The 21,152-nt window shown below is 69.3% G+C and carries 25 protein-coding genes; 15 read left to right on the top strand and 10 right to left on the bottom strand.

Going from position 1 to position 21,152, the window contains the following annotated elements:
• Positions 1-4 precede the first annotated feature (4 nt).
• Positions 5-874: an amidohydrolase family protein gene (locus ACVFYP_RS00720; RefSeq protein ID WP_499198198.1), complete on the top strand. Its 870-nt coding sequence runs from the start codon at positions 5-7 to the stop codon at positions 872-874.
• A 6-nt stretch (positions 875-880) separates the two neighbouring features.
• On the opposite strand, the gene ACVFYP_RS00715 is transcribed toward ACVFYP_RS00720, so the two are convergent.
• Together ACVFYP_RS00715 and ACVFYP_RS00710 are read right to left on the bottom strand one after the other, a co-directional pair.
• Positions 881-1,480: a glutathione S-transferase N-terminal domain-containing protein gene (locus tag ACVFYP_RS00715; RefSeq protein ID WP_499198197.1), complete on the bottom strand. Its 600-nt coding sequence runs from the start codon at positions 1,478-1,480 to the stop codon at positions 881-883.
• A 73-nt stretch (positions 1,481-1,553) separates the two neighbouring features.
• Complete coding sequence (locus ACVFYP_RS00710; protein ID WP_499198196.1) at positions 1,554-2,435, bottom strand: LysR family transcriptional regulator; 882 nt, start codon at positions 2,433-2,435, stop codon at positions 1,554-1,556.
• Between the two features lie 99 nt (positions 2,436-2,534).
• On the opposite strand from ACVFYP_RS00710, the gene ACVFYP_RS00705 reads away from it, so the two are divergent.
• The 8 genes from ACVFYP_RS00705 to ACVFYP_RS00670 all read left to right on the top strand — a co-directional run bounded on the left by ACVFYP_RS00705 (position 2,535) and on the right by ACVFYP_RS00670 (position 9,471).
• Positions 2,535-3,569, top strand: coding sequence for an NAD(P)H-dependent flavin oxidoreductase (locus ACVFYP_RS00705; RefSeq protein WP_499198195.1), 1,035 nt, complete (start codon positions 2,535-2,537; stop codon positions 3,567-3,569).
• A gap of 106 nt (positions 3,570-3,675) precedes the next feature.
• Positions 3,676-4,833 (top strand): thiolase family protein, encoded by a 1,158-nt coding sequence (locus tag ACVFYP_RS00700; protein ID WP_499198194.1) that lies wholly within the window; start codon positions 3,676-3,678, stop codon positions 4,831-4,833.
• Positions 4,830-5,249, top strand: a complete 420-nt coding sequence (locus ACVFYP_RS00695; RefSeq protein ID WP_499198193.1) for a Zn-ribbon domain-containing OB-fold protein — start codon at positions 4,830-4,832, stop codon at positions 5,247-5,249. Before ACVFYP_RS00700 ends, ACVFYP_RS00695 begins: the two co-directional genes overlap by 4 nt.
• The gene (locus ACVFYP_RS00690) at positions 5,246-6,025 is read left to right on the top strand and encodes an enoyl-CoA hydratase/isomerase family protein (protein WP_499198192.1); all 780 of its coding nucleotides are present in this window, start codon (positions 5,246-5,248) and stop codon (positions 6,023-6,025) included. Before ACVFYP_RS00695 ends, ACVFYP_RS00690 begins: the two co-directional genes overlap by 4 nt.
• 4 nt (positions 6,026-6,029) lie before the next feature.
• Entirely contained in the window at positions 6,030-7,010 is a 981-nt protein-coding gene (locus ACVFYP_RS00685) for a CoA transferase (RefSeq protein ID WP_499198191.1), read from the top strand.
• Positions 7,000-8,046, top strand: a complete 1,047-nt coding sequence (locus ACVFYP_RS00680; RefSeq protein WP_499198190.1) for a CaiB/BaiF CoA transferase family protein — start codon at positions 7,000-7,002, stop codon at positions 8,044-8,046. The genes ACVFYP_RS00685 and ACVFYP_RS00680 overlap by 11 nt, the downstream gene beginning before the upstream one ends.
• A 67-nt stretch (positions 8,047-8,113) precedes the next feature.
• Positions 8,114-9,055, top strand: coding sequence for a Bug family tripartite tricarboxylate transporter substrate binding protein (locus tag ACVFYP_RS00675; protein ID WP_499198189.1), 942 nt, complete (start codon positions 8,114-8,116; stop codon positions 9,053-9,055).
• A 236-nt stretch (positions 9,056-9,291) separates the two neighbouring features.
• Positions 9,292-9,471 carry a peptide chain release factor 1 gene (locus ACVFYP_RS00670; RefSeq protein WP_499198188.1) on the top strand — a complete coding sequence of 60 codons (180 nt, stop codon included), beginning with the start codon at positions 9,292-9,294 and terminating at the stop codon, positions 9,469-9,471.
• Here the strand turns inward: ACVFYP_RS00670 and ACVFYP_RS00665 are convergent.
• The 7 genes from ACVFYP_RS00665 to ACVFYP_RS00635 form a co-directional block, all read right to left on the bottom strand.
• Complete coding sequence (locus tag ACVFYP_RS00665) at positions 9,468-10,214, bottom strand: TlyA family RNA methyltransferase (protein ID WP_499198187.1); 747 nt, start codon at positions 10,212-10,214, stop codon at positions 9,468-9,470. The genes ACVFYP_RS00670 and ACVFYP_RS00665 overlap by 4 nt on opposite strands.
• A complete protein-coding gene (locus ACVFYP_RS00660) occupies positions 10,214-11,350 on the bottom strand; it encodes a mandelate racemase/muconate lactonizing enzyme family protein (protein ID WP_499198186.1) in 1,137 nt (378 codons plus the stop codon). The genes ACVFYP_RS00665 and ACVFYP_RS00660 overlap by 1 nt, the downstream gene beginning before the upstream one ends.
• Positions 11,350-13,272, bottom strand: coding sequence for a 1-deoxy-D-xylulose-5-phosphate synthase (dxs, locus tag ACVFYP_RS00655; protein ID WP_499198185.1), 1,923 nt, complete (start codon positions 13,270-13,272; stop codon positions 11,350-11,352). Before dxs ends, ACVFYP_RS00660 begins: the two co-directional genes overlap by 1 nt.
• 5 nt (positions 13,273-13,277) lie before the next feature.
• Positions 13,278-14,189, bottom strand: coding sequence for a polyprenyl synthetase family protein (locus ACVFYP_RS00650; RefSeq protein WP_499198184.1), 912 nt, complete (start codon positions 14,187-14,189; stop codon positions 13,278-13,280).
• Complete coding sequence (locus ACVFYP_RS00645; protein ID WP_499198183.1) at positions 14,189-14,440, bottom strand: exodeoxyribonuclease VII small subunit; 252 nt, start codon at positions 14,438-14,440, stop codon at positions 14,189-14,191. The genes ACVFYP_RS00650 and ACVFYP_RS00645 overlap by 1 nt, the downstream gene beginning before the upstream one ends.
• A 73-nt stretch (positions 14,441-14,513) precedes the next feature.
• Positions 14,514-15,443: a histone deacetylase family protein gene (locus tag ACVFYP_RS00640; protein ID WP_499199520.1), complete on the bottom strand. Its 930-nt coding sequence runs from the start codon at positions 15,441-15,443 to the stop codon at positions 14,514-14,516.
• 2 nt (positions 15,444-15,445) lie between these two features.
• Positions 15,446-15,712, bottom strand: coding sequence for a sulfurtransferase TusA family protein (locus tag ACVFYP_RS00635; protein ID WP_499198182.1), 267 nt, complete (start codon positions 15,710-15,712; stop codon positions 15,446-15,448).
• Between the two features lie 127 nt (positions 15,713-15,839).
• Between ACVFYP_RS00635 and ACVFYP_RS00630 the strand changes: the two genes are divergently transcribed.
• The 6 genes from ACVFYP_RS00630 (at position 15,840) to ACVFYP_RS00605 (ending at position 20,238) form a co-directional block, all read left to right on the top strand.
• On the top strand, positions 15,840-16,715 hold the full coding sequence (locus tag ACVFYP_RS00630) for an ROK family protein (RefSeq protein ID WP_499198181.1): 876 nt from the start codon (positions 15,840-15,842) through the stop codon (positions 16,713-16,715).
• The gene (locus tag ACVFYP_RS00625) at positions 16,712-16,999 is read left to right on the top strand and encodes a hypothetical protein (protein ID WP_499198180.1); all 288 of its coding nucleotides are present in this window, start codon (positions 16,712-16,714) and stop codon (positions 16,997-16,999) included. Before ACVFYP_RS00630 ends, ACVFYP_RS00625 begins: the two co-directional genes overlap by 4 nt.
• Positions 16,999-18,264, top strand: a complete 1,266-nt coding sequence (locus tag ACVFYP_RS00620; RefSeq protein ID WP_499198179.1) for a DNA polymerase IV — start codon at positions 16,999-17,001, stop codon at positions 18,262-18,264. The genes ACVFYP_RS00625 and ACVFYP_RS00620 overlap by 1 nt, the downstream gene beginning before the upstream one ends.
• Positions 18,265-18,336: 72 nt before the next feature.
• Positions 18,337-18,855, top strand: coding sequence for an Xre family toxin-antitoxin system antitoxin (locus ACVFYP_RS00615; protein WP_499198178.1), 519 nt, complete (start codon positions 18,337-18,339; stop codon positions 18,853-18,855).
• A 3-nt stretch (positions 18,856-18,858) separates the two neighbouring features.
• Positions 18,859-19,317 carry an RES family NAD+ phosphorylase gene (locus ACVFYP_RS00610; protein ID WP_499198177.1) on the top strand — a complete coding sequence of 153 codons (459 nt, stop codon included), beginning with the start codon at positions 18,859-18,861 and terminating at the stop codon, positions 19,315-19,317.
• A gap of 153 nt (positions 19,318-19,470) precedes the next feature.
• Complete coding sequence (locus ACVFYP_RS00605; RefSeq protein WP_499198176.1) at positions 19,471-20,238, top strand: hypothetical protein; 768 nt, start codon at positions 19,471-19,473, stop codon at positions 20,236-20,238.
• Between the two features lie 17 nt (positions 20,239-20,255).
• On the opposite strand, the gene mmsB is transcribed toward ACVFYP_RS00605, so the two are convergent.
• Positions 20,256-21,122 carry a 3-hydroxyisobutyrate dehydrogenase gene (gene mmsB, locus ACVFYP_RS00600; protein ID WP_499198175.1) on the bottom strand — a complete coding sequence of 289 codons (867 nt, stop codon included), beginning with the start codon at positions 21,120-21,122 and terminating at the stop codon, positions 20,256-20,258.
• Positions 21,123-21,152: the final 30 nt, after the last annotated feature.

Here is a 21,152-nt window from a genome sequence, read left to right as displayed (position 1 = left end):
CCGCATGCCCCCGTTGACGCCACCGCCCGATCCCAATCCGAAGACGCCGCGGCTGGTCTGCCCGCCTGGCGCGGTGGATGGGCAGGTGCATCTGTTCGGCCCCGCCACGGAGTACCCTTTCGACCCCGGCAGCAAATACATCTCGGAGGATGCGCTGCCGGAGACCTGCATCGCCCTGCACAAGACGCTGGGCATCGCACACGGCGTGATCGTCAGCGGCGGCGGCTACGGCATGGACACAACCCATCTGGAACACACGCTGGCGCGCTTCCCGGCGCATTTCCGCGGCGTCGCTTTGCTGAAGCCGGAAACGCCGCAGGCGGAGATGGTGCGGCTGCACGCATTGGGCGTGCGTGGCCTGCGATTCGTCAGTCCGCATCACGGCGCGCATCTGCCGCATCTTTCGGAAACCGCGGCGGCGATGGCGGCGGAGCTCGGCTGGGTGGTGCAGTTCTACCCCTCGCCGCGCGACCTGGAGGATTTCGCGGATCGGCTGATGGCGCTGCCCGGCCCGGTGGTGCTGGACCATTTCGGCGCGGTGCCGGCGGCAGGCGGCACCGACCAGCCGGCCTTCCGCACCCTGCTGCGGATGCTGGACAGCGGCCGGGTCTGGGTGCGGCTGTCCGGGCCGATGCGCTGCACCGCGGAGGACTTCCCCTATGCCTCCGTCACGCCGATGGCCCAGGCGCTGGTCCGGCATGCGCCGGACCGGCTGATCTGGGGGTCCGACTGGCCGCATGTGAACATGCGCGGCCGGATCATGCCGAATGACGGCGATCTGCTGGACCTGATGCTGGACTGGGCGCCGGAGGAAGCGGTGCGCAACCGCATCCTCTCGGACAATGCGAGGAAGCTCTACGACTTCCCCGGCTGAGCCGCCTCAGCCCGGCGGCGGCGCCGTCCGGGCCATGGCCGGCATGGCGGAGACCTTCGCGTACCATGCCTCCAGCTTCGGATGGCCGGGCCGCCAGGGCTCATTGGCATAGCGGAAGTCGAGATAGCCGAGCGCGCAGGCGATGGTGATCTCGCCGATGGTGGTCAGCGCGCCCAGGCTGTCCGCCTCCGCCTCCAGGGCGTCGAGCGCGCGGCTCACCTTGCCCTGCTGCACGGCGATGTAGTCGCGGCGGCCCTCATCCAGTGGCAGCGCGATCTCCCGCCGGCGGGGCTGCGTCGCATCCATGATGCCGTCGCCCAGCGCCTGCTGGCGCAGCGCGGTCCAGCGCGCGGGGCCGGCGGCGGGGAACAGCTTCGGCGCATCGCCGATGCTGTCGAGATATTCACAGACCACCGGGCTGTCATACAGCGACAGGCCGTCATCCGTGACCAGGGTCGGGATCTTCGACAGCGGGTTGTGGTCGAGCAGCGCCGGGTCCTTGCCGGCATCCTTCCAGGCCTCGATGCGGCCGTCGATGCCGCGCTGGATGGCGCAGGCCATTGCCTTCCGGACATAGGGGCTGTTGGGCGAAACGGTGAGCTTCATGATGGGCGTTTCCTCGGGCGTCGCCGCGACTTTCGGCCGGGACGCGCCGGCCGGCAAGCCGCCGGCGGCGCGCTCAGCCCGCCGCCCGGGTCGTTTGCAGGCTCATTTCATGCAGCAGCCAGCCGGAGAACATCACCGCCTCCGGCCGCACCCGGCCCGGCGGCATCAGCAGCCAGTAGTAATCCTCGGTTGCCACAGGCGCCTCGCACAAGGCCACCAGCCGCCCGTCCCGCACCTCCTCCTCCACCAGCATCGGCGCGACGATGACCAGGCCGATGCCCTCGATGGCGGCCTGGATCGCCAGGCTGGTGCTCTCGAAGGCCACGGTGCGGTTGGGAAGGGTAACGCCGGCGGCAGCACCCCAGCTGGCCCAGTCGCGCGGCCGGGCGAGGCTCAGCAGCAGCGTCGCCTCCGCGAAGCTTCCGGCGAGGGCGGCGGCGACGGAGGGAGAGGCGTAGGGCGCCACCACATAGTTCTGCAGCCGCGTCGCCCCCGGCACCGGGCTGGCCGCGGCCCCCATGCGCACCGCCACGTCCACCGGATCATTGGCGAAATCCACCGGCTGGAGCGAGGTGGTGACCTCCACCGCATGGCTGGATTGCAGGCGGTAGTAGTTCGGCAGGCGCGGGATCAGCCAGCGCAGCGTCCAGGTGGTATAGGCCCGCACCCGTAGCGAGCCGGTGGGCGGGCGCAGCAGCGCCTCCGTCGCGCCGTGCAGCAGCGCGAATCCCTCCCGCAGCCCGGTGGCGTAGCGTTCCCCCACCTCGGTCAGGACGATGCGATTGGCCTTGCGCGCCACCAGCGCCACGCCCAGCCAGGCCTCCAGCGCCTGGATGCGCTTGCTGATGGCGGGCTGGCTGACATTCAGCCGCGCGGCGGCCTGGGTCAGGCTCGCGGTTTCCCCAACCAGGGCGAAGGCGCGCAGATCATCCAGCGGCGGCAGCCGGTTCAGCATCACCCAGCCTAATCCTGGCTTGGCCTAGCCGTCAATCTGGCCGCCTGTCGCCGCCCTCGTCCGGCGCCCATGCTGGGCCATGGGTGGAGGAAACAGGACATGGATGATGGGCAGGACAGGCCGCCTGGCCAATGCGCGGCGCTGTTCGACACGCGCCTGACCCGGCTGTTCGGCATCCGCCACCCGATCCTGGCGGGCGGGCTGATGTGGCTGGCGGATGCGCCCTATGTCGCCGCGGTGGTGCGCGGCGGCGGGATGGGCTTCATCACCTCCCGCTCCCTGCCCGACCTGCCGGCCTTCAAGGCGGAGCTGGCGCGCTGCGCGGCGCTGTCGGGCGGGCTGCCCTTCGGCGTGAACCTCTCCACCTCCCGCCACACCGCCGTGCCGCTGATGACCTATCTGGAGGCGGCGCTGGCCGCCGGCGTGCGGCATTTTGAAACCGCCGGCCGCGCCCCGGCGGATGACCTGATCCGCGCCATCCGCGATGCCGGCGCCGTGGTCATCCATAAGGTGCCGACGCTGCGCCACGCGCTGACGGCGGAACGCCTCGGCGTCGATGCCGTCGCGCTGGTCGGCATGGAATGCGGCGGGCATCCCGGCATCAACACGCATATGCCCACCATGCTCGGCGGCACCATCGCCGCCACGCGGCTGCGCATTCCCTTCGCCATCGGCGGTGGCATCGGCACCGGGCAGCAGATCCTGGCCGCGCTGGCGCTCGGCGCCGATGCGGTGGTGATGGGCACCCGCTTCCTCGGCGGCGCGGAGCTGACCGCGCACCCTGCCTACAAGGCCCGCATGGTGACGGCCGGGGAGGACGACAGCGTCACCGCCTTCGCCGGCAACCAGCCCATGGGTGGTGCCTGGCGCGTGCTGGACAATGCCACGCTGCGCGAAGTGCGGCGGCGGGAGGAAGCGGGCCTGACCACCCATGCCGACTTCGCGGACCTCATCGCCGGCCCCGTCAGCCGCGATGGTGCCTACCGCGACGGCGACGTCGATCGCGGCATGCTCTCCATGGGACCGGCCGTCTGCTTCATCGACCGGGTGGAGCCGATCGGCGCGATCATCGACCGGCTGATGGCGGAAGCCGCTGCCGCCCAGGCCCGGCTGGCCAAGCTAAGCCGGACATAGGCCAACTTGGAGTTGGTCTAGCCTGAGGCATTCCCCTCTATCGGCGGCGCCACGCCCTGACCACCATCCGCCGCATCGGGAGAACGACCAGAAATGACAACGCACCATGCCGGCTGACCCCATGCCGGCGGCACCGGCCCTCCACGCGCCCTGGGCGATGCGCGACAAGGTCGCCTTCGCCGGCATCGGCACCACCCGCTACGGCAATTTCCCGGAGACCGATTCCTACGGTCTGGGCTGCGAGGCGCTGAACGCGGCGCTGGAAGATGCCGGGCTGGAGCCTGGCGATATCGACGGCCTCATCGTCAACCGCATGCCCTCCTATGAGCGCTTCGCGGAGATGATGGGCATCAATCCGCAATACTGCCTGCTGACCGAAGCGCCGGGCCGCTTTTCCGGCGTGTCGCTGGCGCTCGCCGCGCAGGCCATCGTCTCCGGCGCCGCGAAGACCGTGGCGCTGGTCTATGGCAATAACGGCCGCTCCGTCCGCATGATGTATGGCGGCGGCGACAGCCAGTGGAGCCCCTGGGGCATGACCAGCCCCGGCGCCATCCACGCCATGATGTGGCGCCGCCACATGCACCAATACGGCACGACGCATGAGGATCTCGGCTGGATCGCGGAGGCCTTCCGCCACCATGCCTGCCTGAACCCGGATGCCGTGATGCATGGCCGTCCGATCACGCGGGAGGATCACGCCAAGGCCCGGCCGATCTGCGAACCTTTGCAGCTGCTGGACTACTGCCTGATCAATGACGGCGCCGTCGCCTGGATCCTGACCAGCGCAGAACGCGCGCGGGATATGAAGCGCCCGCCGGTGCTGCTCTCCGGCTATTCGCGGCAGGACGCCTTCCACTACGGCAGCGCGCCGCCGGACGACTTCTGGCAGCCGACGCTCGGCGTCTGTCAGAACGTCTACGACCGCGCCGGCATCGGGCGGGAGGAGATCCAGGGCCTCGGCATCTACGACAACTTCTCGCCGACGGTGATGTTCAGCCTGGAAGGCCTCGGCTTCTGCAAGCCGGGCGAAGGCGGCGATTTTGTCCGGGATGGCACGCTGCGCCTCGGCACCGGCCGCTGGCCCACCAACACCTCCGGCGGGCATCTCTCCGACAGCTACATGCAGGGCTGGGGAATCATCGCCGAATGCGTGCGCCAGCTGCGTGACGATTGCGGCGACCGGCAGATCCCGAACGCCCAGGCGATGCAATACATCTGCGCCACCAACATCGCGCAGAGCCTGATCCTGAGGAGGGATGCATGAGCCTCGCGACACGCCTGGCGCCGGTCGTCGACAACTGGAACCGGCCCTTCTGGGATGCCTGCCGCGAGCGCCGGCTGATCCTGCAACGCTGCACCGCCACCGGCCGCTGCTTCTTCCCGCCCGCCCCGGTCTCGCCATTCACCGGCAAGCCGGAATGGAGCTGGGTCGATGCCTCCGGCCAGGGGGAGCTGTGGTCCTTCGTGGTGTTCCACCAGAACTACTTCGCCGGGATGAAGGATGAACTGCCCTATCCGGTGGCGATGGTGAAGCTGGCGGAAGGCCCCTTCCTGCTGACCAATCTGGACGGCATGACGGCGGCGGAGGCGAAGATCGGCATGCGCCTGTCCGTGCGCTTCCCGGGCGGCCCCGGCGATTTCCTGCTGCCGCAATTCGGCCCTGCGGAGGTCGCGGCATGAGCGGCCCGATCCTGGTCACCCGCCACGACGGCTGGGCGGAAATCCGCATCGACCGCGAGGCCAAGCGCAATGCCATGGACCGCGCCAGCCGGCAGGGCCTGCTGGAAGCCTTCGAAGCACTGCGGGAGAACACGCGCGCCATCGTGCTGACCGGCACCGGCGCCGCCTTCTGCGCCGGCATGGACCTGAAGGAGCGGGAGGCGGATCGCCTGGCCGGCATCGAGGGTGCCGGCGAGGAATGGATCGCCGTGAACATGGCGATCCGTAGCCATCCGGCGATCTTCATCGCCGCGGTGAACGGCCTGGCACTGGGCGGCGGTGCCACGCTGATCAATTGCTGCGACCTGGCCATCGCCAGCACCAAGGCCAGCATCGGCTGCCCGGAGATGGGCTTCGCCACCTATCCCGGCATGGCCGGCCCGGCGATCCAGCTCTCGGGCATCACCCGCAAGCAGGCGGCCTGGATGGTGCTGACCACCAACCGCATCGACGGCGCCACCGCCGAGCGCTGGGGCATGGTGACGGAGGTGATGGAGCCCGACCGCCTGCTGCCCCGCGCGGCGGAGATCGCGCAGCAGGTCGCGCGCTTCGACGGCGTGGCCCTGGCCGAGAGCAAGAAGGCACTCGACCGCATCCCCGCCATCATCACCGATTGGCAGGAGGCGATGGATCACGGCCAGATGGTCAACCTGACCATCCGGTCCCGCACCTCCGCCCAGGCCGAGGGCAATGCCCGCTTCGCCGCCGGCATCAAGAATCCCGGCCAGGGGGCCTGAGGCGATGCGGGCGCCCTTCGCCGGCTATCGCGTGCTGGACCTCTCCGCCCAGGCGGCACAATTGCCGCATGCCCTGGCCGTCGCCATGGCGGCGCAGCTCGCCGCGCGGTTCGGCGCGGAGGTGGTGCGCCCCGCGGCAGAAGGCGATCTGCTGACCGGCCTGCCGCCGCTGCTGCCGGATGGCGGCAGCGCGCTGACCCATTTCCTGCTCGCCGGCCGCAGCGCGGCCGCCAGTGGCCCCTTCCACGCGGCGATCGGCGACAGCGGCGCCCTGCTTTCGGCCGAGGCGCCGCTGAAAGTGCGCGTCAGCGTCTTCGCCGCTGGGGACGACCCGCCGATGAGCGAGCTCGGGCTGATGGCGCTGTCCGGCATCCTGGCGGCGGTGCAGCCGCGCCAGGGCCTGCCGGCACGGCTCGGTGGGCATCAGGCGGCCTATGCCGGCGGCCTGGCGGCCTTCACCGCCCTGGCAGCCGGGTTGCGCGCCGGGCTGCCCGACACGGCCGATGTCTCGCTGTTCGATGTCGCCTGCTGGCTGAACTGGAAGGCCGCGGCCTCCGTGCTGCTGTTAGGGGAGGAAGCCGCCGGGCGGCAGCAGCGCGGCGACTGGCACACCCTGCCCGCCCGCGATGGCGATGTCTGCCTCGTCTATATGGCGAAGGACTGGCCGGCGCTGCGCGACATGGTGGGCGATCCGCGCCTTCTGGAACCCCGCTTCGCGACGCAGAAGGGCCGCGGCGAACATCTGGCGGCGCTGGATGCCATCCTGATGCCCTGGTTCGCCAGCCGTAGCCGCGCGGAGATCACCGCCGCCGCCCAGGCGCGACGCATTCCGGTGGGACCCGTGCTGACGCCCAGGGAGTTGCTGACGGATCGCCAATATGCCGCGCGCCGCTTCCTGGCCGCCGATGGTACGCCGCGCCTGCCCCTGTTGTGGAACGGCGCCCCACCCGAATGGAACAGGGGGGCGCTGGACAATGCCGCCTGATGCAAGGCCGCTCAGCGGCATCCGCGTGGTCGATCTCGGCTGGCTGACGGCCGGTGCCGCCAGCGCCACCCTGCTGCTCGACCTGGGCGCGGATGTGGTGAAGGTCGAAGGCCCCGGCGCGCTCGACCCGTTCCGCGACTGGGTGGGGGCGGAGCCCGGCAGCGACTGGTGGAACAACTCCCCCTTCTACAACTTCACCAATCGCGGCAAGCGCTCGCTCTGCCTCGATCTGAAGGACCCGCGTGGCCAGGCGGCGCTGCTGCGCGTGCTGGAAGGCGCCGATGTGCTGGTGGAGAATTACCGCCGCGGGGTGCTGGCCGCCTTCGGCCTGGCGCCCGCCATGCTGCGCCAGCGCTTCCCGCGCCTCGTCATCGTCAGCATATCCTCCCAGGGGGAGGATGGGCCGGATCGGGACCTGGTCTCCTTCGGTTCGACACTGGAAGGCACCGCCGGCCTCGCGGCGCTGACCGGCCATCCGGACAGCGAACCGGTGATCACCGGCCGCAACATCAACTACCCGGACCAGGTGGTCTGTCTTTTCGCCGCCGGTGCCATCGTCGCCGCGCTGATGCAGCGCGACGCGACCGGACAGGGCGCGCATCTCGATCTGTCGCAGCGCGAACTGACCTCCTTCCTGCTGGGGGAGGAGCTGATCGCCGCCAGCGCCGGGGCGCCCAGCGGTCGCCGCGGCAATGACGATGCCACCGATGCCGCCCAGGCCGTGCGCCGGGGCGCGGAAGGTGTCGAGGCGGCCTGGACCGGCGGCAAGGCCCAGGTGCGGGACGGCACGATGGTGGCGCGCTCCGCCGATTTCCGCGCCGGCACGGCGATCCTGCGCGATCCGCGAGGGGTGCCCGCCAAGGGCGTGCCCTTCCGCTTCGCCAGCCACCCGCCGGCGCTGACCAGCGGCACCGCGCCGCTGGGCGCGGACAACCGCGCCGTGCTCGCCGAGGCGGGCTTGGACGAGGCGGAGATCACCGCACTGGAACAGGCGGGGATTGCCGCCACCGCACCACGGCGAGGACCGGCCGCCTGACGGATGGCCTGACGGATGGATAGCCCGGGACGACCGCAACTGGCGCCCGGAATTGGGAGGAAACAACATGCACAGAAGAACATTGCTCGCGGCCGCCGCTGGCTTGGCCCTGGCCAGCCCGGCCATCGCCCAGAACTGGCCCAGCCGGCCGATCCGGCTGGTCATCCCCTACCCGCCCGGCGGCGGCACCGACATCGCCGGCCGCATCATCGCGCACCGCCTCAGCACCGTCTGGGGGCAGACGGTGGTGGTGGAGAATCGCGGCGGCGCCGGGGGCATGATCGGCACCCGCGCGGTCGGGCAGGCGGAGCCGGATGGCTATACGCTGCTGTTCAACGGCACCACCTCCGTCGTCCGCGACAATTTCGATCCGCGCAGCGTGGTGGATCACGTCGTCCGCGTCGCGGCGACCCACAACATCCTGGTGATCAACCGCACCATCCCCGCGACCACGGTGCCGGAATTCATCGCCTATCTGAAAGCCAACCCCGGCAAGGTGAACCATGGCACCGCAGGGCCCCTGGCCTCCCAGCACCTGGCGGCGGTGATGTTCGACCTGCTGGCCGGCACCCGGATGGAGAATGTGCACTACCGCGGCACCGGCCCCTCCGTCGTCGGCATCCTGGGCAATGAGGTGCAGTGCATGTTCGGCTCGATGAGCGCCGTGCTGCCGCTGATCCAGGATGGCAAGCTGGTGGCGCTGGCCACCTCCTCCGCCAGCCGGTCGCAGCTACTGCCGAGCCTGCCGACGGTGGGGGACTTCGTGCCGGGCTATGCGTCGGAGCTGACCTATTCGCTCTGCACGCCGCTGGGCGCCACACCCGCCCTGAAGCGACGGCTTGAGGAGACGGTGAAGGTGGCGTTGGACAATCCGGCGGTCGTCGAGGAACTGCGCATCCGTGGCTTCGAGCCGGCCTATGAGATCGGCGACAGCCTGCACAATTCCATCGCCGCCGATATGGCGCTTTGGGCGGATGTGACCCGCCGCGCCGGCATCAGCCTCGACTGACGCCACGCCCGGGTGTGATCCGCTGGCCCCCGGGCCAGCGGATCACACCGCGCCTCGTCCCGGGCCGTGGCGGCCCATAGGTGCCAGAAGGCTAAGAGGAGATGAATCAGGGTAGGCGACGCTCATCGCGCATAAGTGAAGTGGTTACATCCCGCAACCAGCGCACCTTCCGCCGCGTTCCAGCGCATGATGTTGCAGTGCGATACGCGAGCAGCCCCTCCTGCAGGACGCCACCAATGACCGAGCGTGAACTGGACCAGAAGATCGCTGAGCTGGACCGCCTGCTGAACGACCCGGAAACGCGCATGGATCCGCACAAGGTCTGGGCGCTGCTGGCGGAGATCAGCCGGCAGGCCGTGCCGCAGGCCCCGTCCGGCGGGTCGCAGCACCTGCGCGGCATGAGCCTTCAGCCCTAAGCCTTTCGCCGCGCCGCGATCAGGAATTCGCGGTTGCCCTCGGGACCCAGCAGCGGACTCGCCTCGACCCCCAGCACCTGCCAGCCCGGCAGTTCCGACCACCAGTGGCGAATGCCGGCGCAGACGCTGTCATGCACCCGGGCATCGCGCACCACGCCACCCTTGGCGACATTCGGCCCCACCTCGAATTGCGGTTTGATCAATGCCACGGCCCAGGCTCCGGGCCCGGCCAGACCGAGGGCGGCGGGCAGCACCGTGCGCAGGCCGATGAAACTGGCATCGCAGACCACGGCGCCCGGCGGCTCCGGGATGTTGGTGGTGTCGATGTAACGGGCATTGGTCCGTTCCATCACCACGACCCGGGGATCGTTGCGCAGCTTCCAGGCGAGCTGCCCATGGCCGACATCCACCGCATAGACCTTCGCCGCGCCGTGATGCAGCAGCACATCGGTGAAGCCGCCGGTGGAGGAGCCGACATCCAGCGCCGTGATCCCCTGGGCCTTCAGCCCGAAATGGTCGATGGCATGGGCCAGCTTCACCCCGCCGCGCGACACCCAGGGATGGTCCTGGCCGCGCACCTCCAGCGGCTGGTCCGGCTTCACCATGTCCCCGGCCTTGGCGATGCGGGCGGTGTCGGAAAAGACCTTGCCGGCCAGGATCAGCGCCTGGGCCTTGGTGCGGGTTTCGACCAGGCCCCGATCGACCAGCGCCTGATCCGCCCGCTGCTTCGGAACGGCGGCCATCAGGCGGCGAAACGCGCCAGCGCGGTGCGATCCACCGTGATGCCCAGCCCCGGCCCCTGCGGCACCCGCACCACGCCGCCCGTGAAGCCGATCGGCTCCACCAGCAGCGCGTCCCGCACCGGATGCGGCGACCGGTCCAGTTCCAGCAGCGGTGGGCGGGGGAACAGGCCAGGGGGATTGTCCGGGATCACCGCCAGCAGGTGCAGGGAGGCCGCGAGCGCCACGCCGGTGCCCCAGACATGCGGGTTGATGCGGACCCCGAAGGCATTGGCCATGTCGGCGATCTTCTTCAACTCCGATATGCCGCCACAGGCGGCGACGTCCGGTTGCAGGATATCCGCCACGCGCCGGGTGATCATGTCCCGGAAGCCCCAGCGGGTGAAACTGGCCTCGCCCCCCGCCACGGGGATGGGCTGGCCACGCTTCACCTCCAGATAGCCGTCGAGGTCCTCTGGCTGCACCGGCTCCTCGAACCAGCTGATGTCGCATTCGGCCACGGCGCGACCATAGGCGATGGCGGCCGGCACGTCATAGGCATGGTTGCAATCGACCAGCAGCCCGATGTTCGGTCCGATGGCCTGGCGGAAGTCGCGGGTCAGGGCGATATCCTCCGCCAGGCCCCAGCCGGTCTTCAGCTTGAGGATGGAGAATCCCTCCTCGAGCCGGTCCTCGGCCTCCTCCGTCAGGTAGCGCAGGTGGTCCTGGCGTTCGCGGCGGTAGAAGCCAGTGGCATAGGCCTGCACCTCCATCCGCAGCGGGCCGCCGAGCAGCTTGTGCACGGGCACGCCAAAGGCCTGTCCGGCGATATCCCATAATGCGATGTCGAGCGCGCTGATCGCCTCGATCACCAGCCCGCGCTGCCCGTGGTCGCGCAGCCGGTTGTACATCGCCTGCCACAGAGCCTCCCGCGCCAAAGCGTCCTGGCCGATCAGCAGCGGGGCAAGCCAGGCGCAGATCGGCGCGGTCAGTTCCGGCGGCCCAAAAGCCTCGCCCCAGCCGGTGATGCCATCCTCCGTCACCACCTCCACCAGCATGGCACCGCGCCGGCGATACCAGGCCTGGGAATAAGCGAAGGGCTCGGCGAGGTCCGCCATCAGCACATGCGGCGTGACGGACCTGATCCTCGTCGCGCGCATCAGGCGCGCGCCGGTTGGGCCTTGGCCTCCGCCATGCCGAGCGCCGCACGCGCGGTGGCGACGATGTGCCGCGCATTCAGCCCGGCCTGGTCGTACTGCACCTTGGGCGCCGCATGGTCGATGAAGCTGTCGGGCAGCACCATCGGCCGGAACTTGGTCTGTCCGTCCAGCATCCCCTTCCAGAGGAGGTGATGCGCCACCAGGCCGCCAAAACCGCCGACCGAGCCTTCCTCGATGGTGATCAGCACCTCGTGGTTCTTCGCCAGGCGCTCGACCAGCGCGGTGTCCAGCGGCTTGGCGAAGCGGGCATCGGCGACGGTACAGGTCAGGCCCTGCGCCGCCAGCTCATCCGCCGCCTTCAGGCATTCGGCCAGGCGGGTGCCATAGGACAGTATGGCGATGGCCGTCCCTTCCCGCAGCACCCGGCCGCGGCCGATTTCCAGAGGCGTGCCGCGGGCGGGCAGGGCCAGGCCGAGGCCCTCGCCGCGCGGGTAGCGGAAGGCGCTGGGGCGGTCGTCGATCTGGGCCGCGGTGGCCACCATATGCATCAGCTCGACCTCATCGGCCGCCGCCATCAGCACCATGTTCGGCAGGCAACCGAGATAGGCGATGTCGAAGCTGCCGGCATGGGTGGCGCCATCCGCCCCCACCAGCCCGGCGCGATCCATGGCGAAGCGCACCGGCAGGGATTGCAGCGCCACGTCATGCACCACCTGGTCATAGGCGCGCTGGAGGAAGGTGGAATAGATCGCCACGAAGGGTTTGAGACCCTCCGTCGCCATGCCCGCCGCGCAGGTCACGGCGTGCTGCTCCGCGATGCCCACATCGAAGCAGCGCTTCGGGAACTTTTTCGCGAAAAGGTCGAGCCCGGTGCCCGCCGGCATGGCCGCGTTCAGCGAGACGATGCGTTCATCCGCCTCCGCCTCCGCGATCAGGGCATTCGCAAAAACCTTGGTGTAGCTGGGCGGGCCGGGCGGGGCCTTGGCCTGTTCGCCGGTGATGACGTTGAACTTCTGGACGCCGTGATACTTGTCGGCGCTGGCCTCGGCAGGAGCGTAGCCCTTGCCCTTCTGCGTCACGACATGCAGCAGGATCGGCAGCGCATCCTCGGCATCGCGCAGGTTGCGCAGCACGGGCAGCAGGTGGTCCAGGTCGTGCCCGTCGATCGGGCCCACGTAATAAAAGCCCAGCTCCTCGAACAGTGTGCCGCCGGTCAGCAAGCCGCGGGCGAATTCCTCCGCCCGGCGGGCCGTGCGTTCCAGCGGGCGGGGGAAGCGCCGGGCCAGCTTGGCCATCATCTCCCGCACCGAGAGGAAGGGGCGGGAGGAGACGACCTTCGACAGATAGGCGCTCATCGCCCCCACCGGCGGGGCGATCGACATGTCGTTGTCGTTCAGGATGACGATCAGCCGCGCCTTGGCCGCGCCGGCATTGTTCATCGCCTCATAGGCCATGCCGGCGGACATCGAGCCGTCACCGATGATGGCGATGACCTGCCGGTCGTCGCCCTTGAGGTCGCGCGCCATCGCCATGCCGAGGCCGGCGGAGATGGAGGTGGAGGAGTGCGCCGCGCCGAACGGGTCGTATTCGCTCTCGGCCCGCCGGGTGAAGCCGGACAGCCCGCCCTCCTGCCGCAGCGTGCGGATGCGGTCGCGCCGGCCGGTCAGGATCTTATGCGGATAGGCCTGGTGGCCGACATCCCAGATCAGCCGGTCGCGCGGCGTGTCGAACACCGCATGGACCGCGACCGTCAGCTCCACCACCCCCAGCGAGGCGCCCAGATGGCCGCCGGTCTGGCTGACGGCGTCGATGGTCTCCGCCCGCAGCTCCTCCGCCAGTTGCTTGAGCTGCTCCCCCGAATAGTTGCGGAGATCGGCCGGGGTTCGGACGCGATCGAGCAGGGGGGTCGCGGGGGGCGCCATGGCTGTCAGCTCTTCCTCTCGATGGTGTAGGTGGCGAGGTCCCGCAACAGATCGGCACGGTCGCCAAAACTGTCCAGGTGGTCCCGCGCCTGGGCGACCAGGCGTTCGGCCTGCATCCGGGCGCGATCCAGCCCGAGCAGGCCCAGCAGCGTGGCCTTTCCGGCCGCCGCATCCTTGCCCGTGCGCTTGCCGGTTTCCGCCGGGCTGGCCGTGGCGTCCAATAGATCATCCGCGATCTGGAAGGCGGCCCCCACATCCCGGCCATAGGCGGCCAGGGCGTTGCGCTGGGCGAGCGGCGCCTTGCCGAGGATGGCACCGGCTTCCGCCGCGAATTCGATCAGGCGCCCGGTCTTCAGCAATTGCAGCCGGCCGACCTGCACCTCATCCAGGGGTTCATCGGCCGCCTCCGCCAGCATGTCCAGCATCTGCCCACCGCACATGCCGCGCGCCCCGGCCGCCTTGGCCAGGCAGCGCACCAGTTCGATCCGCACGGCGGTGTCGGCATGCGTCTCCTCCTCCGCCAGCGTGCCGAAGGCCAACGCCTGCAAGGCGTCGCCGGCGATGATGGCGGTGGCCTCGTCATAGGCCTTGTGCAGGGTCGGCTTGCCGCGGCGCAGGTCGTCATCGTCCATCGCCGGCAGGTCGTCATGCACCAGCGAATAGGCGTGCAGCATCTCGATCGCCGCCGCGACGCGCAAAGCCGCCTGGCGGGAGACGCCGAATTGCCGCGCCCCTTCCAGCACCAGGAAGCCGCGCAGCCGCTTGCCGCCGCCGATCACGGCATAGCGCATGGCGGCCAGCAGCGGGCCCTCCGGCCCTTCGGCCTGGGGCAAAATGAAGTCCAGCGTATGGTCGATATCCCGTGCGGCCTCGGCCAAAGCGGCGGCGAGCGGCGTGGTCGTTGCGGTAGCGGGCATCACGCCATGTCACGCAGGCTGCCGGCGGTGCCGGGGGCGGATTCGACGATGGCCTGCACCTTGGCCTCGGCCTCCGCCAGCTTCGCCTCGCAATGGCGGCGCAGCGCGGCACCACGTTCATAGGCCGCCACCGCTTCCTCCAGCCGGCCCTTGCCCGATTCCAGGTCCTTCACGATCCCCTCCAGCTCCGCCAGTGCCTCCTCGAAGGAGAGGGAGGCGACCTGCCTTGCCGTGTCAGGCTGAGTTGACATCAGTCTTGTCTTCCATGGGAAGGAAAAAACATACAGGGGCGGCGATTGACCCGGAAGGGCAGCGCCGCACGGGTCAGGCGCGCATCAGCGCCCGCACATGGGCCGCTGTGGAAAGCGCCAATGCATCAAGGTCATAGCCGCCTTCCAGCAGGCTCACCAGCCGGCCTTGGGCATAACGGTCGGCGATGGCGCAGAGTTCGGTGGTCAGCCAGGCGAAATCCGCCTCCCGCACCCGGAGCTGGGCGAGTGGGTCGGCGGCATGGGCGTCAAATCCGGCTGACACCACGACCAGTTCCGGCGCGAAGGTTTCGAGCGCCGGCAGGAGTTGGTCGCGCCAGGCGGCGCGGAAGGCGGCACCATCGGCGCCGGGAGGCAGCAGGGCATTGTGGATATTGCCGACGCCCCTTTCGACCACATCCCCGGTGCCGGGGTAGAGCGGCCATTGGTGGCTGCTGGCGTAGAACAGGCTGGCCTCGGCCTCGAAACAGGCCTGGGTGCCGTTGCCGTGATGCACGTCGAAATCCACCACCGCGACGCGGCTCAGCCCATGCACCGCCTGGGCATGCCGCGCCGCCACCGCCGCATTGGCGAACAGACAAAAACCCATCGGCTTATTCGGTTCGGCATGATGGCCCGGCGGGCGGGTGGCGCAGAAGACGCGGCGGACCTCGCCCTTGCAGACGGCATCGACCGCGGCGACCGCCGCCCCCGCCGCCCGCAGCGCGGCTTCCGCGCTGCCGGCGCTCATCAGCGTGTCGGCATCCAGCGCGACGATCTCATCCCCCTCCGGCCGGATGCCCAGAATGGCCTCCACATAGCCGGGCGGATGCACGCGCCGGAGCTGTTCCACGGTCGCCAGGGGCGCCTCGGCACGGATCAATTCGAGGAATTCCCCCGCATCCAGCGCCCGCAGCACCGCGCGCAGCCGGTCGGGGCATTCCGGATGGCCCAATCCGGGGTCGTGCCGCAAGCAGGCCAGGTGGGTGAAGAGCAGCACGCCCATGCTCATGCCCCATCCTGGGCTGCTGGATCCTGGGCGGGCGGGTCCTCACGCTTGCGCAGCGTGAAGCGGAACAGCCCCTTCTCCTCCGAGAAGCCCACCAGCGCATGGCCGGTCTCGGCCGCATAGGCGCGAAAATCCTTCACGCTGGCCGGGTCGGTCGCCAGCACCACCAGTCGCGCGCCGGGAGCGAGCGACCGCAGGGCCTTGTTGGCCTTCAATACGGGCAGGGGGCAGCTCAGCCCTTGGACATCCAGCATCGTCTCGCTCATGCGCGGGAGTCCACCACCCCGGCCGCCCCAAGGCAAGGCCGCTTGCGGAGCCCCGCGCCGGGCGTCACTTTGGGGGCATGAGATCGCTGCCCTTCCTGTCGACGCCGCATCCGCAAGGGCTCACCCCATGACCTGGCGCATCGGTGTCGATCTGGGGGGGACCAAGACGGAAATCGCGGTGCTCGCCCCCGATGGCATGCTGCGCCTGCGCCGCCGCCTGCCCACCCCGGCCACCTATGGCGGCACCGTCGCCCAGATCGCCGGCATGGTGGTGGCGGCGGAGGCTGAGATCGGACAGACGGCCAGCATCGGCATCGGCATTCCTGGCAGCGAGAATCCGGAAACCGGGCTGATCCGCGGCGCCAATTCCACCTTCCTCAACGGCCAGCCCCTGCGCGCCGACCTGGCCGCGCGGCTGCGGCGGGCGGTGCGGCTTTCGAACGACGCCAATTGCCTGGCGATGAGCGAATTCCACGATCTGCACGGCACCGGCTTCGCCGTCATCCTCGGCACCGGCGTCGGCGGCGGGCTGGTGGTGAATGGTCAGCTGGTGGAGGGCCGCAACCGCATCGCCGGCGAATGGGGCCACACCCCCCTGCCCTGGATGACGGCGGAGGAATTCCCCGGCCCCCGCTGCTGGTGCGGCCAGCATGGCTGCATCGAGACCTTCCTCTGCGGCCCCGCCTTGGCGCGGGACGCGGATGGGCCGGAGGCGCGCGATGCCTCCCCCCTGCCCGCCCGCGCCGCCGCCGGCGATGCCCGCGCCCGCGCGGCGCTGGAGCGGCATGTGGACCGGCTGGCGCGCGCCCTGGCGGGGGTGATCAACCTGCTGGACCCGGATGTGATCGTGCTCGGCGGCGGCCTGTCCAATATGGACCACCTCTATGAGGCCCTGCCGCGGCTGATCCCCCGCCACGTCTTCTCCGACAGTTTTGCCACGCCCGTGCTGAAGGCCCGGCATGGCGACAGTTCCGGCGTGCTCGGCGCCGCGCGGCTGTGGTGAGGCAGACCATCGCCGAGGGGATGATGGCTGGCGCCACGGGCGTGATGCTCGTGGCCATGTGGCACCTGGCACGGGCGATCTGGGCGGCGTTGCGGGCGATGCTTGCAGGCCATCGCGGCAGCTGGCTGCTGTGGGATTCCGCGCGCTTCTACGACAGCAGCCGCGCCCCGCCGGCCGCGGTGCCGCATGTGCTGGCGGTGCGGGGGGCGTTCTGGCGCATGTGGCCCTGGGCCGTGACCGCCCTCGTCCTGGCCATTCCCGCGGCCCTTCTGGGCGGCGCGTAATGCAGGCGCTCTGCCGGGATTGCGGCAGGCGCGATCCGGCGGGGCCGAACTGCCCCGACTGCGGCGGCCGGCGCATCCTGCGCCACCCCGAGCTCTTCGCCCTGCATATCGCCCATATCGATTGCGACGCCTTCTACGCCAGCGTCGAGAAGCGCGACCGCCCCGAGCTGCTGACCCGCCCCGTCATCATCGGCGGCGGCCGGCGCGGCGTGGTCTCGGCCGCCTGCTATGTGGCGCGCACCAGCGGCGTGCGCAGCGCCATGCCGATGTTCAAGGCGCTCGCGCTTTGCCCCGATGCCGTCGTCATCAAGCCCGACATGGCCAAATACGTCGCCGTCGCCCGCCAGATGCGGGAGATGATGGAGACCCTGACCCCCCTGGTGCAGCCCCTTTCGATCGACGAGGCGGTGCTGGACCTTTCGGGCACCGAGGCGCTGCACCGCGCCCCGCCCGCCATCGTGCTGGCGCGCTTCGCCCGGGCGGTGGAGACGCGGCTCGGCATCACCGTCTCCATCGGCCTGGCGCCCAACCGGCTGCTGGCGAAGCTGGCGGCGGAGCGCGACAAGCCGCGCGGCTTTGGCGTGCTGGGCGCGGAGGCCGCCGAATGGCTGGCGCCGCAGCCGGTGGGGCTGCTGCCCGGGGTGGGGCCGGCGCTGGCCCGCAAACTCGGCGCCGCCGGCTTCGCCCGGCTCGGCCAATTGGCGGCACTGGAGGCGCGGGAGGCCGCCCGCCGCTTCGGCGAGGACGGCCCCAGCATGGTGGCCCGCGCCCGCGGCGAGGATACGCGGCGCGTGGACCCCGCGCGGGAGACGAAAAGCATTTCGGCCGAAACCACCTTCGATACCGACCTGCGGACTCTGGCGGAGCTGGAGGTACCGCTGTGGCGGCTGTGCGAAAAGCTCGGCCGGCGGCTCTCCGAAAAGGGTTTTGGGGCCGCCGGGGTGGTGCTGAAGCTGAAGACCGCCGCCTTCGAAAGCCGCACCCGCACGGTGCGCCTCGGCCGCCCCACCCGGCTGCCCGAAATGCTGTTCCGCGCGGCCCAGCCGATGCTGGCGAAGGAGGCGACGGGGGCGGCGTTTCGCCTGATAGGCGTGGGCGCGCAGCCGCTGGCACCGGGGAACCAGGCCGACCTGCCGGACCTGGCGGACCCGGATTCGGCGCGGCGGGCGGATAGGTGGGCGGCGGTCGAAAAACTGCGGGCGCGGTTTGGGGAGGGGGCGGTGGTGAGCGGGCGGGGGTTGCCGGGGAAGCCACGGAGCGGCTGAGCGCCGCATTTGGGACTTGTCTTTGACCAGTTGGGGCGCCATCTTCGCCCAACTGGTTTGGAGGCCTGTGGCATGCTCACCAATTATGATGCCAAGGCGGTGGCCGAGGTGATGGGCATCGCCTTTCTGCGCGACAGCAAGGCGGCGGGGGCGGGCGATTTCGTCGTCCTGAACGACACCGGCCGTAAGGCGACCGGGTCGGAGACGGCCCTGGCGGCCTCCCCCGCCTTGATCGAAAAAGCGGTCGAGCGCGGCCTGCCGCGGCAGGCGCTGCGGCATGTGGCGGAATCGCTGGCCGGCGGCGACAAGGCCAAGGCGTCGAGCCTGGAATTCGGCGTGGTGCCAAAGACCACCCTGGAACGCCGCGCCCAAAACCTCTCGCCGCAGGAAAGCGAGCGGACCGAGCGGGTGGCGCGGCTATTCGTCCATGCCCGCCGCGCCTTGGGCACCGAGGCGGAGGCGCGGGCCTTCATGACCGCGCCGCATCCGGCGCTGGAGGGGCGCAGCCCGGTGGATGCGGCGCGCACGGACCTCGGCACGCGGCGAGTGGAAGAGGTTTTGAACGCGCTGGAATACGGGCTGGCGCTCTGAGCCATGCGCCTTTGGCGCATCGTCACGGGGCCGCATCCGATCTGGTCCGGAGAGGGTGCGCGGCTGTTCGGCCAGCGCTGGAATCCGCCCGGCCTGCCCGCGATCTACACCGGCACCAGTTTTGCGCTGTGCCTGCTGGAAGTTCTGGTCCACGCCAACCGCCAGTCCCCGCCCAGTGCCGCCCGCTATGTGGAAGCGGAGGTGCCCGAGGATGTGTCGCGGGAGCGGTTTGACCCGGCGCGGCATGCGGGGTGGGACGATCCGTTTGATATCTCGGTGGCCCAGGCTTTTGGGGGCGCGTGGCTGCAGGAGGGAAGGACGGCGCTGCTGATCGTGCCGTCCGTGGTGACGGGGGGGCGGGACGACAATGTAGTGGTGAACCCGGCGCATCCTGAGTTTGGAAGAGTGCGGGTGGGGGAGGAGCGGGCGGTTATGATGGATCCGCGGATTTTTAGGGGGTGAGAACCGCAGAGCGTTCCCCTACGATCCGAAAAGCTCTTCAGACAACCGTAGCCGAGTGGTGATGGTCGAATTTAAAACCGCACAGCCACTTATCGGCGATAAATATTCGAGACCACCGGGCTTTATGGACGCCACCAAGCCGATGAGGTCCAGATGACAATTAATGGCCACAAAGATTTCATTAGGACATTGCGCAAAAATCCCGAGAAATTTACTGTTATTCATTATTCATGCCAGAATTTGAATGACGAGAATGAGGGACTTTCGCCCCGAATAACCTCTATCGGTGTTTGCCATTACCAGACCGACCAAACGGTCAGCTTCTCTGCACATTCCGTCGCTGAAGAACTCGGGATTCCACGCGGTGAGGTACGAGAACGCTTTGATGAGGTCGAGAGGAGGCTGCTGTCGAATTTCTATGCCCTGGTCCGAGATCGGCGCGAAGGTTACTGGGTTCACTGGAATATGAGAAATTTAGTTTACGGATTCGAACATCTAAGCCATCGATATGCGGTACTTACTGGTGAAAATGCTCCCACAATTCCCGCCGAAAAGCGGATCAATCTGAATGAAATGCTCATCGACAGATACGGACCTGATTATGCTGCCCACACCCGCATGAAGTCGCTGATGGAGCTGAACGGGGGCATACCACGTCACTTTCTCACAGGCCCCGAGGAGGTGGAAGCGTTCGAAAACAATGAATTCTTAAACCTCCACAACTCCACCCTTTCTAAGGTAGGTTATTTTCGCTGGGTGATTAAAGAGTTCCTGAAAGGCAGCCTCAAGACAGCGTCGCGAGGACTGGGAATCCAGCTAGACAGGCTTTTTGAGAGCAGACATGCCAAAGCGTTGGCATTACTCGGCACACTAGTTGGTCTGGGCGCCGTCGCGTTGGAGCTTCTTACGCTTCTCTTTTAGCTTGACGTCCAACAACATCAATCGTTCCGCATCATCCGCACCACCCCCGAAAAATCCACACCCCCGCCCCCCTCCTCCACAAACCTCCGATAAACCTCCAAGGCCTTCGCCCCCACCGGCACCTCCACGCCCACCTCCCCCGCCGCCCCCACAGCCAGCCCCAGATCCTTCAGCATCAGGCTGGCCGCAAACCCCGGCACATAATCCCGATTGGCCGGGCTCCCCGGCACCGGCCCCGGCACGGGGCAGTACGTCGTCAAACTCCAGCTCTGGCCTGAAGACTGCGAAGCCACATCGAACAGCGCCTGGTGCGAAAGCCCCAGCCGCTCGGCCAGCACAAAAGCCTCCGCCGTCACGATCATCGTGGCTGCCAGCATCATGTTGTTGCAGGCCTTGGCCGCCTGTCCCGCGCCCACCTCCCCGCAGTGGATCGCGGCGCGGCCCATCTGGCGCAGCACGGGTTCCACGCTGGCGAAGGCGGCCGCCGGGCCGCCGACCATGAAGGTCAGGGTCCCCGCCTCCGCCCCCATCACCCCGCCGGAAACGGGCGCATCCAGGAAGGCGCGGCCGCATGCGGCGGCCACCGCGCGGGCCGTCGCCACATCGATGGTGGAGCAATCCACCAGCACGGCATCCGGCCGGCTCGCAGCCGCCATGCCGCCCAGCCAGGCCTCCCGCACATGGGCGCCTGCCGGAAGCATGGTGAAGACGATGTCGGCGCCCGTGGCCGCCGCCGCGCCGCTCTCGGCCGCCTCCGCCCCTGGCACGGCGGCGATGGCGGCGGGGGACAGGTCGAACACCGCCACCGCATGCCCGGCCTTCACCAGGTTCCGCGCCATCGGCGCGCCCATGTTGCCGAGGCCTACGAATCCGATGCGCGCCATGGCCGCCCCTCCCCCCTTCGTTCCGGGGGG

This window comes from Roseomonas sp. F4, assembly GCF_053891155.1.
The sequence above is the reverse complement of the archived record's forward strand: the minus strand, read 5'-3'. Positions and strand labels throughout refer to the sequence as shown.